This is a genomic window from Caballeronia sp. LZ035 (assembly GCF_031451175.1).
Taxonomy (GTDB): Bacteria; Pseudomonadota; Gammaproteobacteria; order Burkholderiales; family Burkholderiaceae; genus Caballeronia.
In genome coordinates this window covers 1-13,479 of record NZ_JARUXS010000001.1, presented here as the reverse complement: position 1 = coordinate 13,479, position 13,479 = coordinate 1, and the positions used below count along the sequence as shown (strand labels likewise).

Here is a 13,479-nt window from a genome sequence, read left to right as displayed (position 1 = left end):
GGCAGCCGAAGCCGCCCTTGTTTCCATGCGATGTGGTCGGGGAAAATCAGGCGGCGTCTGCCGTCGGCATGAATGCTTGAAACATCTGCGACGCACGATGCGCCTGGCGCTTGATGGCGTAGTCGAACACGGCGGCTTGCTCCTGGAGCATCTCGGTCATGATGCTGTTCTGGTCGGCCGGCGCGAGCGACAGATAGGCGTCCGCTTCGCCATACGCGTATTCGATCTTCATGCCCGACTTCCTGGCGATGTGCATCATCGTCGAATTGCGCGACAGACAGTGCATGTAAAGCACCGAGACGTGCGTGTTGCGGCTGCGCATGGCGGCGCGCGCGAAGAGTTTCGATCCGACACCGCGCCCACGCGCGCTTTCCAGCACCGACACCCCGAATTCGGCGGTGCGCTTGTCGCCTTCCGCAGGCAGATAGGCCAGATGGCCGACGCCGATGAGTTCCAGCGCATCGCCGAACACGCCGAATACCTTGTCGTCCGAAAAATTGATGTTGCGCACGTAGTTCTCGATCACGTGATCGGGAACCACCTGGCCGAAGCGCAGGAGACGGTCGTCTTCTTCGAGGGCGAGGAAGTGGCTCAGCAGACGCTCGCGATCGGCGGAAGAAAGCTCGCGAACCAGAACCGGCGGACGTGCGTCAGTCAGCGGCGGATCGTTCGGCACGATCTGCTCGGCAGTGCGGTTGAGGGTCAGTTCCACGGCGTTTCTCCTTCATTCGTCATGCAGCATGCTGCAAAGCAAGACGAATTTTAACGGATTCCGGAAAAACAAGTACGGGAAAACCCTAAACAAACCTAGGTGAGCCGTTCTAAACGGGTGCTAAATTATCTTGAAGTTCAAATAAATCATGGGTTTATCGCAGTGCGGCAAAACGCACGAAGATCAACTCATCTATGTTGTGCCGCAACAATCAGGCTTCTGAATGGCCGCCGAGCCCATGCTCGATCATGTCTACCACCTGATCGGCGAACTCCCGGTATCCGAGCTTGCCGCCCGGCTTGAGCCAGGTGAAAGTCCAGTTGATCATGCCGAAAACCATCATCGTGAGCGCGGTCTGGTTGTCGCGGGAAGCGCGCTTCGGATACGCCCGCGCCAGCTGGCGCGCAAACGCTGCGACGATATCGCGCTGACGATCCAGAACAATCTGGCGCTGGGCTTCTTCCAGATATTTCACGTCGTTGAGAAGCGCCACGTGGCGGCTGTGCGAGGTCTCGTATTCGGCGAGAAAGGCCCGCACCAGATCGGAGAAGGCTTCGCGCTCGCCGAGACCGCGCCGCTGGCTCGCGCCTTCCACCTCCGCGATGATCAGCATCAGCCGCTTGGTGTAGCGGTCGAGCAGATCGAACAGGATGGCTTCCTTGCTCTCGTAATAGTGGTAGAGACGGGCCTTCGAGGTGCCGCTTGCCGCGGCCAGATCGGCCATCGACGTGCTGGGGTAACTCGTCTGGGCGAATTTCGCGGCGGCGAGTTCGAGGATCTGTTCGCGTTGGGTTTCGTGGTCGGCTGCTTTGGTACGGGCCATGTGTCGTGATGATGCGTTCTTATGGATTCGATGCAGCTTCAATACAGAAGTCAGATGCGCTTCAGCGGCGCAATTCGGCCTGCGCGATGTCGGACGGCGTGCCCCGTATCTTCAGCCGGCCGGCGACGACGAGTTCGCGCAGGCGCCAGAACGCGACGGAATCGGAGAGCATGAAGTCGAAACGCTGGCCCATCGCCCCGCCCGCGATCCGCCGCGCCAGTTGCCATTCGGGGCTGGCGAGATCGAGCAAAGCTTCGTCGACGTCCAGCCAGGTGCCCGAGACCAGCATGTTGTCGCGCAGCCGGCGGGTTTCGGCGCTGGCATATTTCGCTTCCTGCCATTCGAGCGCGAGGCGGCTGATGCGCAATACGGAAATGGGCGCGGCAGTCGGCAGTTTTGCGAGCAGCTGTTTTGGCGAAAACATGCCGACGGCAGTCGCGCGGTCCGGCCGTCCAGGAAAGCCAGACGAGTCGTTTTCAGCGTCGATCTGCAAATCATCGTGCGACAGCTTCGCCTCGTTCAGCCGCTGCGGCGCGTTGCGCAGATAAAAGGCGGTGCGCCGCAACGTGAGTTGATCGGCGGCGCTCTGGCCATGCCATACGACGACCTGCCCATCGCCCCGGGTAAGGCGGTCGAGCACGCCGAGCTGTTCCTCGAGTTGCTCTTCGAAGTCCATCGCGCTGTTCAGGACCTGTCGCCAGAACGCGGCGCGCGTGAGCGCGGAATCGTCGATATCGCGGATGGGGCCGACCGCCAGGTCGTCGCGCAGCGTCACGACGCGGTCTGCGCGTTCTGCGCGGAGCAAGGCTTCGGTGAGGGACTGCGCCGCGCTGTCGCCATTGACGACGTGAATCGTGTTCATGGGTGTCGGAATGCCGGAAAGCTGAAGGAACGCTCGAAGGGAGCGATCCTAGTTTACGCGAATCGACTCCCGTCCGGCGGTCACGTGTCCGCCCGGATGCGCGACAGACCGCTCAGGCTTGCACGCCGCAGGATCAACGGTCGTCGAAACTCACGACCACGCGCTCGCTCAGCGGATGACACTGGCAAGTCAACACGAAACCGTCATCGATCTCGTGCTGTTCGAGCGTGTAGTTCTTGTCCATTTTCACTTCGCCTTCCAGTACCTTCGCGCGACATGTGCAGCACACGCCGCCCTTGCACGCATACGGCAGTGCCAGTCCTGCCTTCAGGCCGACATCGAGCACGCTCACGCCTTCGTACGGCAGGCGCAGCTTGCGTTTCTTGCCGTCGATGATCAGTTCCAGATCCGCCGCCGGCGTGTTTTCCGTGATCTCGACAGGCGGCACCCCCGCCTGCGGCAGCGGCGTGCCGAACCGTTCGACGTGAATCTGCTTCGGCGGCACGCCTGCGTCGTTCAACGCGGCTTCGGCGGCGTCCATCATCGGGCCGGGGCCGCAGATGAATGCCTCGTCGATGTCCTGCGGTGAGAGCAGCGTTTCCAGGAAGGCCTTGCACTTCGCCTGATCCAGTACGCCGTTGAACAGGTCCACGTCCTGAAGGTCGTCCGACAGCACGTGATACAGCGCGAACCGCTCCATGTAGCGATTCTTCAGGTCCTCGAGTTCCTCGGCGAACATGATGGCGTCGACGCTGCGATTGCCGTAGACCAGCGTGAAGCGGCTGGTCGGCTCCGTGTCGAGCGTCGTCTTGATGATCGCCAGCACCGGCGTGATGCCCGAGCCGCCCGAGAACGCCACGTACTGTTTCGCGTGATCGGCGTTCAGGTGCGTGAAGAAGCGCCCGTCCGGGGTCATCACGTCGATCTCATGGCCGGGCTTGAGCGTCTCGAACGCGAAGTTCGAGAACCGTCCGCCACGTACCCGCTTGATACCGATGCGCAACTCGCCGTCGCGGTCATAGTCGGTCACGCCGACGCAGATCGAATACGAGCGGCGCGTCTCCTCGCCGTCGATGTGCGTCTTCAGCGTCACGAACTGCCCTTGCGTGAAGCGGAAGGCGTCGCGCAAGGCCGGCGGGACGTCGAACGAAACGGTGAACGCATCGGCGGTTTCGGGACGCACGTCGCGGATGCGCAGCGGGTGGAATTGCGGAGTCGCCATCGTTATCGGCTCGCTTTCAATTAAATCGGATTGAATCAGGGCCGCGGTTCAGTACGGCTTGAAATAGTCGAACGGTTCGCGGCAATCCACACAGCGGTACAAGGCCTTGCAGGCCGTGGAGCCGAATTGCGACAGCTTCTCCGTGTGCGTGGAACCGCAGCGCGGGCAGGCAACCGTTTCCTTCGCGTGCGGCATGGAGCGCGGCACGAAGCGAATGGGCTTCTCGGTGACGGCGCAGCTCCCCGACGGCGGCGCAATGCCGTAGCGCCGCAGCTTGTCGCGCGCTTCTTCGGTGATCCAGTCGGTCGTCCAGGCCGGCGCCAGCACCGTCTCGATGCGATGCGCGCCCAGTCCGGCATTGCCGATCGCCAGTGCGATGTCTTCCGCGATCTGCCCCATCGCGGGACAGCCCGAGTACGTCGGCGTGATTACCACTTCGAGCACGCCGTCGCCGCCCTGACGGACGTCGCGCAGAATGCCCAGTTCGCGGATCGACACCACCGGGATCTCCGGATCGGGCACCGTTTCCAGCACCGACCACGCGCGCTGGAGCGTCGCGTTCATAGCGGCACGGGCAGGGACGCTGGCGGCGTTCATCACCAGCTCGCTCCGGGATGCTGCCGCGCCAGACTCTGCATTTCCGCCAGCAGATAACCCATGTGATCCGAGTGCTCGCCTTGCTTGCCGGTGGTGACGTGGCGCACTTCCGCGGGGGCTTCGAGGGTCGCCTCTTCCAGCGCCGCGGCAAGCTGCTCACGCCACGACGCTTCGAAATCGCTTGCCAGAGGGGCGATGCCCGCATCGGCCACGGCCTGTTCGATCGCATCGGTGGCGAAGAACTCGCGCGTGTACGGCATCAGGTAGTCGAGCGCTGCCTGTGTGCGCCGATGCGATTCCTCGGTCCCGTCGCCCAGACGCACGAGCCAGTCGCGCGCGTGATGCAGGTGATAGCGCGTTTCCTTGAGCGACTTCGCCGCGATCGCTGCGAGCTGGGCATCGCCCGAGGTCTGCAACGCCGTCCAGACCTCGGCCATCAGCGCCGAGTACAGGAAGTTGCGCACGATGGTCACCGCGTAATCGCGTTCGGCGCGCGCGTTGCCGGCGAGCGGGCCGCAGTGCGGCAGTTCTGCCAGCGTGTAGTTGGCGAACTCGCGTTCCGTGCGGAAGTACGCGTAATCGTCTTCGGTCTTGTGGGCGCCGTTGAGCGCGGCGTCGAGCGTTGCTGCATGCGTATAGAGCAGGCGCGACTGGCCGATCAGATCGAGGCTGATGTTGGCCAGCGCGATGTCTTCCTCCAGCGCCGGGCCGTGACTGCACCATTCGGCGTTGCGCTGGCCGAGGATCAGCGCGTTGTCGGCCAGCCGCAGCACGTAGGCGAGATGTTCCTGAGTCATGTCCCGCGCCCTTACATGTGATTGATTTCTTCGGGCAGCACGAAGAAGGTCGGATGGCGGTAGATCTTGTCTTCCGCCGGCTCGAACAGTTCGCCCTTGTCCGCCGGGTCCGACGCCGTGATCGCCGCCGACGGCACCACCCAGATGCTCACGCCTTCCTGGCGGCGCGTGTAGACGTCGCGCGCCATGCGCAACGCCGCGCCTGCGTCCGGCGCGTGCAGGCTGCCGCAGTGTTTGTGATCCAGTCCCTGCTTGCTGCGCACGAACACTTCCCAGATCGGCCATTCCTTGTTCATCTTTGCGTCTCCTGTTTCTCGTCGTCTGTTCAGGCCGCTTGCTTTTGGGTTCGCGCCCGCTGCTTCTCAGCATGGGCCAGCGCGGCTTCGCGCACCCACGCGCCCTCGTTGTGCGCCTTCACGCGCGTGGCGAGCCGCTCCTTGTTGCACGGACCGTCGCCGTTGACCACGCGCCAGAACTCATCCCAGTCGATCGCGCCGTAATCGTGCGCGCCGCGCGCCTCGTCCCATTTCAGGTCGGCGTCGGGCAGCGTGACGCCCAGGATGCGCGCCTGCTCGACAGTGGCATCGACGAACTTCTGGCGCAGGTCATCGTTCGAGATGCGCTTGATGCCCCACGCGAACGACTGTCCGCTGTGGATCGAATCCTTGTCGCTCGGGCCGAACATCATCAGCACCGGCCACCACCAGCGGTTCACCGCCTGCTGCACGAGGTCCTTCTGCGCTTGCGTGCCCTTCATCATGGCGAGCAGCGCGTCGAAGCCCTGGCGCTGATGGAACGACTCTTCCTTGCAGATGCGGATCATCGCGCGGGCGTAGGGCCCGTACGTGCAGCGGCAGAGCGGGATCTGGTTCATGATCGCGGCGCCGTCGACCAGCCAGCCGATCACGCCGACGTCCGCCCAGGTGGGCGTCGGGTAATTGAAGATGCTCGAATACTTGGCGCGCCCGGCGTGCAATGCGTCGACCAGCTGATCGCGCGAGACGCCCAGCGTTTCAGCCGCGCTGTAGAGATAGAGGCCATGGCCGCCTTCGTCCTGGACCTTGGCCAGCAGGATTGCCTTGCGTTTCAGGCTCGGCGCGCGGCTGATCCAGTTGCCCTCGGGCTGCATGCCGATGATCTCCGAATGCGCATGCTGGGAAATCTGCCGCACCAGTGTTTTGCGATACGCGTCGGGCATCCAGTCCTGCGGCTCGATCTTGCCGTCGGCCTGCATCACGGCGTCGAAGCGGGTCTGGTCCGCGCCCTGGTCTGAAGAGGCGGCGGGTTTGCCGGACGACGCATCGGCCGCGGGGCTGGGGACATCGAGGGATTGGGTGTACATGGCGGTACTCGCGCTCAAGGAAATCGCAGTGGGGGGATTATAAACCGACCGGACGGTCGGTGAATGATTTTTCGGAAGGGGCTGGGGTAAATCCGCATGAGTGGGAATGGGGTTGGGGGAGGCGTTGCTGGAATCGATGCGGAACGGGGGAGGGGGATGGACGGCGGAAGAAGCTGGAACGTGGAAGGAGTGAAGTGAGCCGGGGAGCGGGGGACGCCGAGAAGCCGATGAGCCGGCGAGCCAAGAAGCCGAGAAGCCGATGAGCCGCGGAAGTCGGGAGAGCCGCGGAGCCAGGGAGCCAGGGAGCAGGGGACGCCGAGGAGCCGGGGACGCCGAGGAGCCGGGTAGCCGAGGAGCCGGGTAAGCCGAGAAGCCGGGTAAGCCGAGAAGCCGGGTAAGCCGAGGAGCCGGGTAAGCCGAGAAGCCGAGAAGCCGAGAAGCCGAGAAGCCGAGAGCCGGGAAGCCGAGAGCCGGAAAACCGAGAAGCCGGGAAGCCGCAAAGCCGATGAGCCGGAGAAGTCGGGAGAGCCGCGGAGCCAGGGAGCCGGGGACGCCGAGGAGCCGAGGAGCCGAGTAGCCGAGTAGCCGAGTAGCCGAGTAGCCGAGTAGCCGAGTAGCCGAGTAGCCGAGTAGCCGAGTAGCCGAGGAGCCGAGGAGCCGAGGAGCCGAGGAGCCGGGTAAGCCGAGTAGCCGAGTAGCCGAGTAGCCGGGGAAGCGGGAGGAGTAAAGGAAGCCGAGGAAGCGGCGAAGCCGGGGAAGCGTGGATCGCGGGAGGAGTGAAGGAAGCCGAGAAAGCGGAGGGGCCGGGGAAGCGGAAGAAGCGGGAAGCGGGGAAGTGAAGAAAGCGGTGAAGTGGAGAAAGCGGGGAAAGCAGGGAAAGCAGGGAAAGCAGGGAAAGCAGGGAAAGCAGGGAACGCAGGGAAAGTAGGGAAAGTAGGGAAAGCGGGGAAAGCGGGGAAAGCGGGGAAAGCGGGGAAAGCGGGGAAAGCGGGGAAAGCGGAAGAAGCGGAAGAAGCGGAGGAAGCGGAGGAAGCGGAGGAAGCGGAGGAAGCGGAGGAAGCGGAGGAAGTCGGGCAAGCCAAGAAAGCAATCGAGCGGCGGCTATCGCCGCCGCTCAAAACGCAGAGTACGAAACCAGGCTCGCCGGCTCAGCGCGCCTGTTGCGCGCCGAAGTCCTCGGCGTCGACGTCATAGCCCGACGGTTCCCAGCGCACCGCGAACAGCGCGACGAGTCCGGCGAGCGGTGCGACCGCGATGATCCAGAACACCTTCGTGCCGAGCGCCGCGGACAGCACCGGGAAAAGGAACAGCGAAACGGTCGAACTGGCCCGCATCAGCGTCTGATTGAACCCGACGCCGACGCCGCGCAGCGAAGTCGGATAGCTCAGGGACGCGAAGGTCATGCTGTGCGAGCCCGGTCCGACGCCTTGCCCGAGCAGGAACGCGGCCAGGAACCCGATGGCGAGCACCACTTCGGCGCCGGTCGACGGCTTGCCGACGATCGCAAGCCCGACGAGCGCGACGAGTTGGAACGCGTAGCCGACCACCGACAGCTTCCAGGCGCCGTATTTCGGCACGGTACGCACCGAGAACAGGCCGCCCGCGAACGCGAAACACAGGTTGAGCGCGAGCGAGGCGAGGATCGTCGTGAGCATCGACTGGGCGAGGAAGCTCGAGATGATCACCGGCAGGCCGAACGCGACGGCGTTGTACGCGAACGAGGAAGCGATCGCGATGACCGTTGCGAGCACGGTGCGGCGCAGATAGACGCCGCGCAGCAGCGCGCCGTAATTGCTCCATGTCGCGCGGCGCGCCTTGGGTGGCGTAACGGGCGTATCGGCGACGCGTGCATCGATGCCATACGAACGCTTGAGAATCGCCGCCGCGCCCTTGAGATCGCCCTGATTCGCGGCCCAGACGGGCGATTCGCTCATGTAGCGGCTGCGGATCACGATGATCGCGATCGCCGGCACGGCGCCGAAGCCGAGAATCAGGCGCCAGAGCCAGCCGGCATTGTGCGCGGGCAGAACGGCATACAGGCCGAGCACGAGCAGATAGGAAATGCTGATCGCCGCATACCAGACCGGGCACCACATCGCGACGCGGGCGGCCTTGTTGCCGCGGCCCTGCAGCCGCGAGAATTCGGCGAGGAAGGCCATGGCGACCGGCAAGTCGATGCCCACGCCCAGCCCCATCACGAAGCGCGCACCGCCGAGCGCCCAGGCGTTGGGCGCGAGCGCGCAGGCGATGGCGGCGACGACGAAGAAGAACATGTCGGCCATGAAGACGCGATAGCGGCCGATCTTGTCGGTGAGATAGCCGCCGAGGAACGCGCCGATGATCGCGCCGAAGGTGATCGCGGACGCGACGAAGCCGGCGCCGGTCGGCGTCAGCGAGAATTCCCGCGCGATGTCCTTCATGCCGAACGCGAGCGCGCCCAGATCGTAGGCATCGAGAAAGATGCCGCCGAGCGCGATGGCGACGACCACGCGTGCATCGCTGCCGATGGCGGCGCCGTGGTTGACGAGCCGGGAGATATCGGCGGCGCTTTCGATGACGGGGCGCGGGTCGGTGGCGCGGGCGGAAGCGCCGGTCGAGGCGGGCTCGGGCGCGAGGGATACGGACATGGTCGGTCTGATTATGAAAAAGATTGTTGATGCAACGAATCGCGGGATCGTACTGGGCCGGGCGGGCGCGCCCAAATTCTTTTTTGTTATTTAATGACTTACGAGCGGCGCGAGGGGGAAGCGCGGAGCGTCCCGATGCCCGGGTGCGACAATGTCGCTCCCTTTCGTTTCCGACCATCCAGCATGTCTTCAGTCGACAACATCGAATCGAGCGGCGTCGCGGTCGCGGTCGTGGGCGGCGGCCCGGCCGGGCTCATGGCTGCCGAGGCGCTCGCGGCGGGCGGCGCACGGGTCGATGTGTACGACGCCATGCCTTCCGTCGGCCGCAAGTTCCTGATGGCCGGAAAGGGCGGCATGAACCTCACGCATTCCGAGCCTGCCGACGCGTTTCTCGCGCGTTACGGCGCCCGTCAGCCCGATATCGCGCCGCTGCTCGCGCGTTTCGACGCCGCCGCGCTGCGGACGTGGGTACACGAACTGGGCGTCGAGACCTTCGTCGGCAGTTCCGGACGGGTCTTTCCCACCGACATGAAAGCCGCGCCGATGCTGCGCGCCTGGCTGCATCGGCTGCGCGGGGCGGGCGTGACGTTTCACATGCGCCATCGCTGGCTCGGCTGGGCGGAAGACGGCGCGTCGGTGTCGCGATTCGCCACGCCCGCCGGCGAGAAACAGGTCCGTCACGATGCGCTGATCCTCGCGCTCGGCGGCGCAAGTTGGCCGCAACTGGGTTCGGACGGCGGCGCTTTACCGTTGCTCGCGGCGCGCGGCGTGGAGGTGCGGCCGTTCAAGCCGTCGAACTGCGGTTTTGATATCGGCTGGAGCGAGCACTTCAGCAGCCGCTTCGCGGGCGAGCCGCTCAAGTCCGTGGCGATCGGCCTGCCGGGCACGGACGGCGAAACCGCGTGGCGCGTCGGCGAGTGCCTGGTCACGGCGCAGGGCATCGAAGGCAGCCTGATCTACGCGCTGTCGGCGCCGATACGCGAACGGATCGCCGCCAGCGAAGGCCGGGGCGCCACGGTGCTGCTGGATCTGGTGCCGCAGCTTTCCGCCGAACGGGTGCGTGACGAAGTGCTGCATCCGCGCGGCGCGCGCTCGATGTCGAGCCATTTGCACAGCCGGCTGCATCTGACCGGAGCCAAAGCGGGGCTGCTGCGCGAGTGCCTGACCAAAGACGAATTCGCCGATCTCGACACGCTCGCCGCGCGCATCAAGGCGCTGCCGCTGCGCGTGTTGCGCCCGCGGCCAATCGCCGAGGTGATCAGCAGCGCGGGCGGCGTCGCGTTCGAAGCGCTCGACGCGCGCTCGATGCTCACCGCCTTGCCCGGCGTGTTCTGCGCGGGCGAAATGCTCGACTGGGAAGCGCCGACAGGCGGCTACCTGCTGACGGCGTGCTTCGCGAGCGGCCTCGTCGCCGGCGAGGGCGCGCTCGGCTGGCTGGCCGGGCGCGGCTGAGCGTCGAATGCGCCTGGAAAGTGACTAAGCGGCGACGAGACGCCAGAGCGAAGTCACTTCCGCCGATCGTGCGGCATGCAGCGGATCCGTTTTGTCGGCTGCGCGCGGATGATGCGGCTTCACGTCGATGCGACCGTCCACCTTCAGGCCGGCGGCATCGATCCATTCCTGCAGCTGTGCGCGCGTGCGCAGTCCGAGATGCTCGGCGAAGTCGGACAGGATCAGCCAGCCTTCGCCGCCGGGCGTGAGATGCGCGGCGAGGCCGTCGAGGAAGCCGCGCAGCATGCGGCTGTCGGGATCGTAGATCGCGTGCTCGATCGCGGCGCTCGGGCGCGCGGGCAGCCAGGGCGGATTGCAGACGATCAGCGGCGCGCGGCCGGCGGGAAACAGGTTGGCTTCCGTGACCTCGACCTGACGGCCGAGTCCGAGCCGCGACACGTTTTCCCGGGCGCAGGCGAGGGCGCGGGGATCGAGTTCCGTCGCTACTACGCGCTCGACGCCGCGTCGGGCGAGCAACGCGGCCAGCACACCCGTACCGGTGCCGATATCGAACGCGAGTTCCCGCGACGGCAAGGGCTGGTTCGCGACGAGCTCGACGTACTCGCCGCGCACCGGCGAGAACACGCCGTACCAGGGATGGATGCGCGCGCCGAGCGCCGCGATCTCGACGCCCTTCTTGCGCCACTCGTGCGCCCCGACCAGCCCGAGCACTTCCCGCAAGGACACCACCGACGCCTCGTCGGATGGCGGACCGTACGCTTCCTCGCAGGCCTCGCGCACGTCGGGCGCGCGGCGCAGGGGAATGGCGTAGTGCTCGTCGAGCGGCAGCACGAGCATCGCCAGGGTGCGGGCGCGTTGCGACTGGGCGAGGCGGTGCAGATTGAAGGTATCGACCGGCGAAGTCTCCGGCGCGGCCTTTTTGGCCTTGCGCGGCTTGTTGTCGATGCGGCGCGCCAACGCCTGCAGAAGCTGCCGGGCATTCTGAAAGTCGCCGCGCCAGACGATTGCCGTGCCTTCGCAGGCGAGCCGGTAGGCGTGATCGGCGGTCATCTGGTCATGCCCGATGACCACCCGCTTCGGCGGCGAGTTGCCGCTTTCCGATCGCCAGCGGGCCGAGCGGCTTTCGCCGTCCTCTTCCCACTCGAGTCGCTGAGGTGTTGCGGTTTTTGATTGCATATTGATGAGCCTGCGAGCCGTCCGAAGCGGGCGGCGAAAAATGAACTGGCAGCATTGTGAGGCCAAACCGGGCGTTCCGTTCCTGTCAGCGAACGTTTCGCACGAATCACGCCGCGGCGGACATCACGCTTCAGGCACAATCGATCCCTTTCCGCACGCCTTCGCCGAATGAAACGACCCGTTCTCACCGCGATCTGCGCGGCTGCGCTGATTGCGCAATCTTTCTTCGTCCCGCATGCGTTCGCCGCCGACACCACCGAGCCGTCCGCCGGCGAGCATTGGGTCAGCGCGTGGGGCACCGCGCTGCAGGCCATTCCGCAACTGGCCAACCTTCCGCCGCTGTATCGCGCGCCGGAGGTTGGCGGACGGACGGTTCGGCAGATCGTCTATCCACAGGCCGACGGCAAGCGGGTGCGCTTGCGCATCAGTAATACGTTTGGGACGGAGCCGCTGGTTGTCGACGCAATGAGTGTCGCGCGGTCGGCGGGCGGCAGTGGCGCGGCCCTTCGTCCAGGCAGTGCGCGGCCGGTGCTGTTCGGCGGCCAAAAGCGCGTGATCGTGGCGCCGGGCTCGCAGATGACGAGCGATCCGGTGGAGTTCGTCGTCGAAGCGCAGCAGCCGCTCGCCGTGAGCCTGTTTTTGGGGAAGGACCAGAAGCTGGCCGCGTGGCATCGGGTCGCGAGCCAGGTAAACTACATTTCGACGCCAGGCAACCACGCCGACGACAGTTCCGCCGGTCCGTTCCGCTCGCGGTTCACGCAATACGCGTGGCTGACGAATGTGGCGGTGCAGAACACGTCGGCGCATGCGGTGGTGGCGATCGGCGATTCGATCACGGACGGCATGCGCTCGTCGCTCAATGCCAACCGCCGCTGGACCGATGCGCTCGCAAAACAGATTGCGCGTAAGGATGGCGCGCAGACGGCTGTCGTGAATGCGGGCATCAGCGGGAATCGGCTGCTGAGCAACTCGGCCTGCTACGGAGAGGCGGTGGTGAACCGTTTCGAACGCGATGCCTTGCGTCAGCCGGGGGTGCGCGCGGTGATCGTGCTGATCGGCATCAACGACATCAACTTCATGGCGATGCCTGCGCATGGCGGCCTCGATTGCGACGCGCCCCACACGGAAGTCAACGCCGATGCGCTGGTGCGCGGCTATCAGCGGCTGATCGCGCAGGCGCACCAGCGCGGCGTCAAGATTTATGGTGCGACGCTGACGCCGGCCTCGTTGCCGCCGGAGCGGGAGGCAATCCGCACGGCGGTCAACCAGTCGATCCGGTCGAGCCGCGCGTTCGACGGCGCGATCGACTTCGATGAGGCGTTGCGCGACCCGGCGCACCCGACGGCGCTGCAGAAGCGGTATGACAGCGGCGACCACATTCACCCGAGCGACGCGGGGTATGCCGCGATGGCGGCTGCGGTGCCGTCCGAGTTCGTGTTGGGAACGGCCAAGGCGGTGCAGAAGTAAAGTGTTTGCAAAAAAGTTGCTTCATCACCTTGTCATCCGCGTCTGCTTGACCTAAGATTCGGTCCCTCGTCGCAAGACGTTGGGCCGCTGCGAAACAGGTGGCCTCCAAGTCGGCAAATTTTGAAGCGAAAGCAAAAAAATAGTGTTGACAAGGAGAAAAAGATTCTTCATAATCTCGTTTCTCTGCTGCTGATGCAGCGACGCAAGACGGAAGTGCAGTGGTTCTGTTCTGCGATGTGCTCTTTAAAAACTAACAGCCGATAAGTGTGGGCGCTTGATGCGAGTGCGGCCGGTTCTTTGAACCGGAATAGCAAAAGTATCAAGAGTCTCACACGAAGTATCAGAGGAAGGTTTTTGTCTTAGGACATTAATCATCGTCAGTACGTTGAGTGAGCGACCGGT

12 protein-coding genes are annotated in these 13,479 nt (G+C 65.0%); 2 read left to right on the top strand and 10 right to left on the bottom strand.

Annotated features, from left to right (window positions below):
- Positions 1-46 precede the first annotated feature (46 nt).
- The 9 genes from QCE88_RS00060 to QCE88_RS00020 all read right to left on the bottom strand — a co-directional run bounded on the left by QCE88_RS00060 (position 47) and on the right by QCE88_RS00020 (position 8,982).
- A complete protein-coding gene (locus QCE88_RS00060; RefSeq protein ID WP_409017989.1) occupies positions 47-712 on the bottom strand; it encodes a GNAT family N-acetyltransferase in 666 nt (221 codons plus the stop codon).
- Between the two features lie 211 nt (positions 713-923).
- The gene (locus QCE88_RS00055) at positions 924-1,535 is read right to left on the bottom strand and encodes a TetR/AcrR family transcriptional regulator (protein ID WP_309903272.1); all 612 of its coding nucleotides are present in this window, start codon (positions 1,533-1,535) and stop codon (positions 924-926) included.
- A 61-nt stretch (positions 1,536-1,596) separates the two neighbouring features.
- A complete protein-coding gene (locus QCE88_RS00050; RefSeq protein ID WP_309898085.1) occupies positions 1,597-2,397 on the bottom strand; it encodes a DUF1835 domain-containing protein in 801 nt (266 codons plus the stop codon).
- A 133-nt stretch (positions 2,398-2,530) separates the two neighbouring features.
- Positions 2,531-3,619 (bottom strand): 1,2-phenylacetyl-CoA epoxidase subunit PaaE, encoded by a 1,089-nt coding sequence (gene paaE / locus QCE88_RS00045; protein WP_309898083.1) that lies wholly within the window; start codon positions 3,617-3,619, stop codon positions 2,531-2,533.
- Between the two features lie 48 nt (positions 3,620-3,667).
- Positions 3,668-4,216: a 1,2-phenylacetyl-CoA epoxidase subunit PaaD gene (gene paaD, locus QCE88_RS00040; protein ID WP_409017988.1), complete on the bottom strand. Its 549-nt coding sequence runs from the start codon at positions 4,214-4,216 to the stop codon at positions 3,668-3,670.
- A complete protein-coding gene (gene paaC / locus QCE88_RS00035) occupies positions 4,216-5,013 on the bottom strand; it encodes a 1,2-phenylacetyl-CoA epoxidase subunit PaaC (protein WP_309898080.1) in 798 nt (265 codons plus the stop codon). Before paaC ends, paaD begins: the two co-directional genes overlap by 1 nt.
- A gap of 11 nt (positions 5,014-5,024) precedes the next feature.
- Positions 5,025-5,309, bottom strand: a complete 285-nt coding sequence (gene paaB, locus QCE88_RS00030; protein ID WP_309829338.1) for a 1,2-phenylacetyl-CoA epoxidase subunit PaaB — start codon at positions 5,307-5,309, stop codon at positions 5,025-5,027.
- Positions 5,310-5,338: 29 nt separating this feature from the next.
- On the bottom strand, positions 5,339-6,355 hold the full coding sequence (gene paaA / locus QCE88_RS00025) for a 1,2-phenylacetyl-CoA epoxidase subunit PaaA (RefSeq protein ID WP_309898078.1): 1,017 nt from the start codon (positions 6,353-6,355) through the stop codon (positions 5,339-5,341).
- Positions 6,356-7,503: 1,148 nt separating this feature from the next.
- Positions 7,504-8,982, bottom strand: coding sequence for an MFS transporter (locus tag QCE88_RS00020; RefSeq protein ID WP_309898076.1), 1,479 nt, complete (start codon positions 8,980-8,982; stop codon positions 7,504-7,506).
- A gap of 183 nt (positions 8,983-9,165) precedes the next feature.
- Between QCE88_RS00020 and QCE88_RS00015 the strand changes: the two genes are divergently transcribed.
- Positions 9,166-10,434 (top strand): TIGR03862 family flavoprotein, encoded by a 1,269-nt coding sequence (locus QCE88_RS00015; RefSeq protein ID WP_309898073.1) that lies wholly within the window; start codon positions 9,166-9,168, stop codon positions 10,432-10,434.
- Between the two features lie 24 nt (positions 10,435-10,458).
- On the opposite strand, the gene QCE88_RS00010 is transcribed toward QCE88_RS00015, so the two are convergent.
- Positions 10,459-11,610, bottom strand: coding sequence for a class I SAM-dependent methyltransferase (locus QCE88_RS00010; RefSeq protein WP_309898072.1), 1,152 nt, complete (start codon positions 11,608-11,610; stop codon positions 10,459-10,461).
- A gap of 168 nt (positions 11,611-11,778) precedes the next feature.
- Here QCE88_RS00010 and QCE88_RS00005 point away from each other — a divergent pair, with 168 nt between their 5' ends.
- Complete coding sequence (locus QCE88_RS00005; protein WP_309898070.1) at positions 11,779-13,077, top strand: SGNH/GDSL hydrolase family protein; 1,299 nt, start codon at positions 11,779-11,781, stop codon at positions 13,075-13,077.
- The last annotated feature ends 402 nt before the right edge of the window (positions 13,078-13,479 follow it).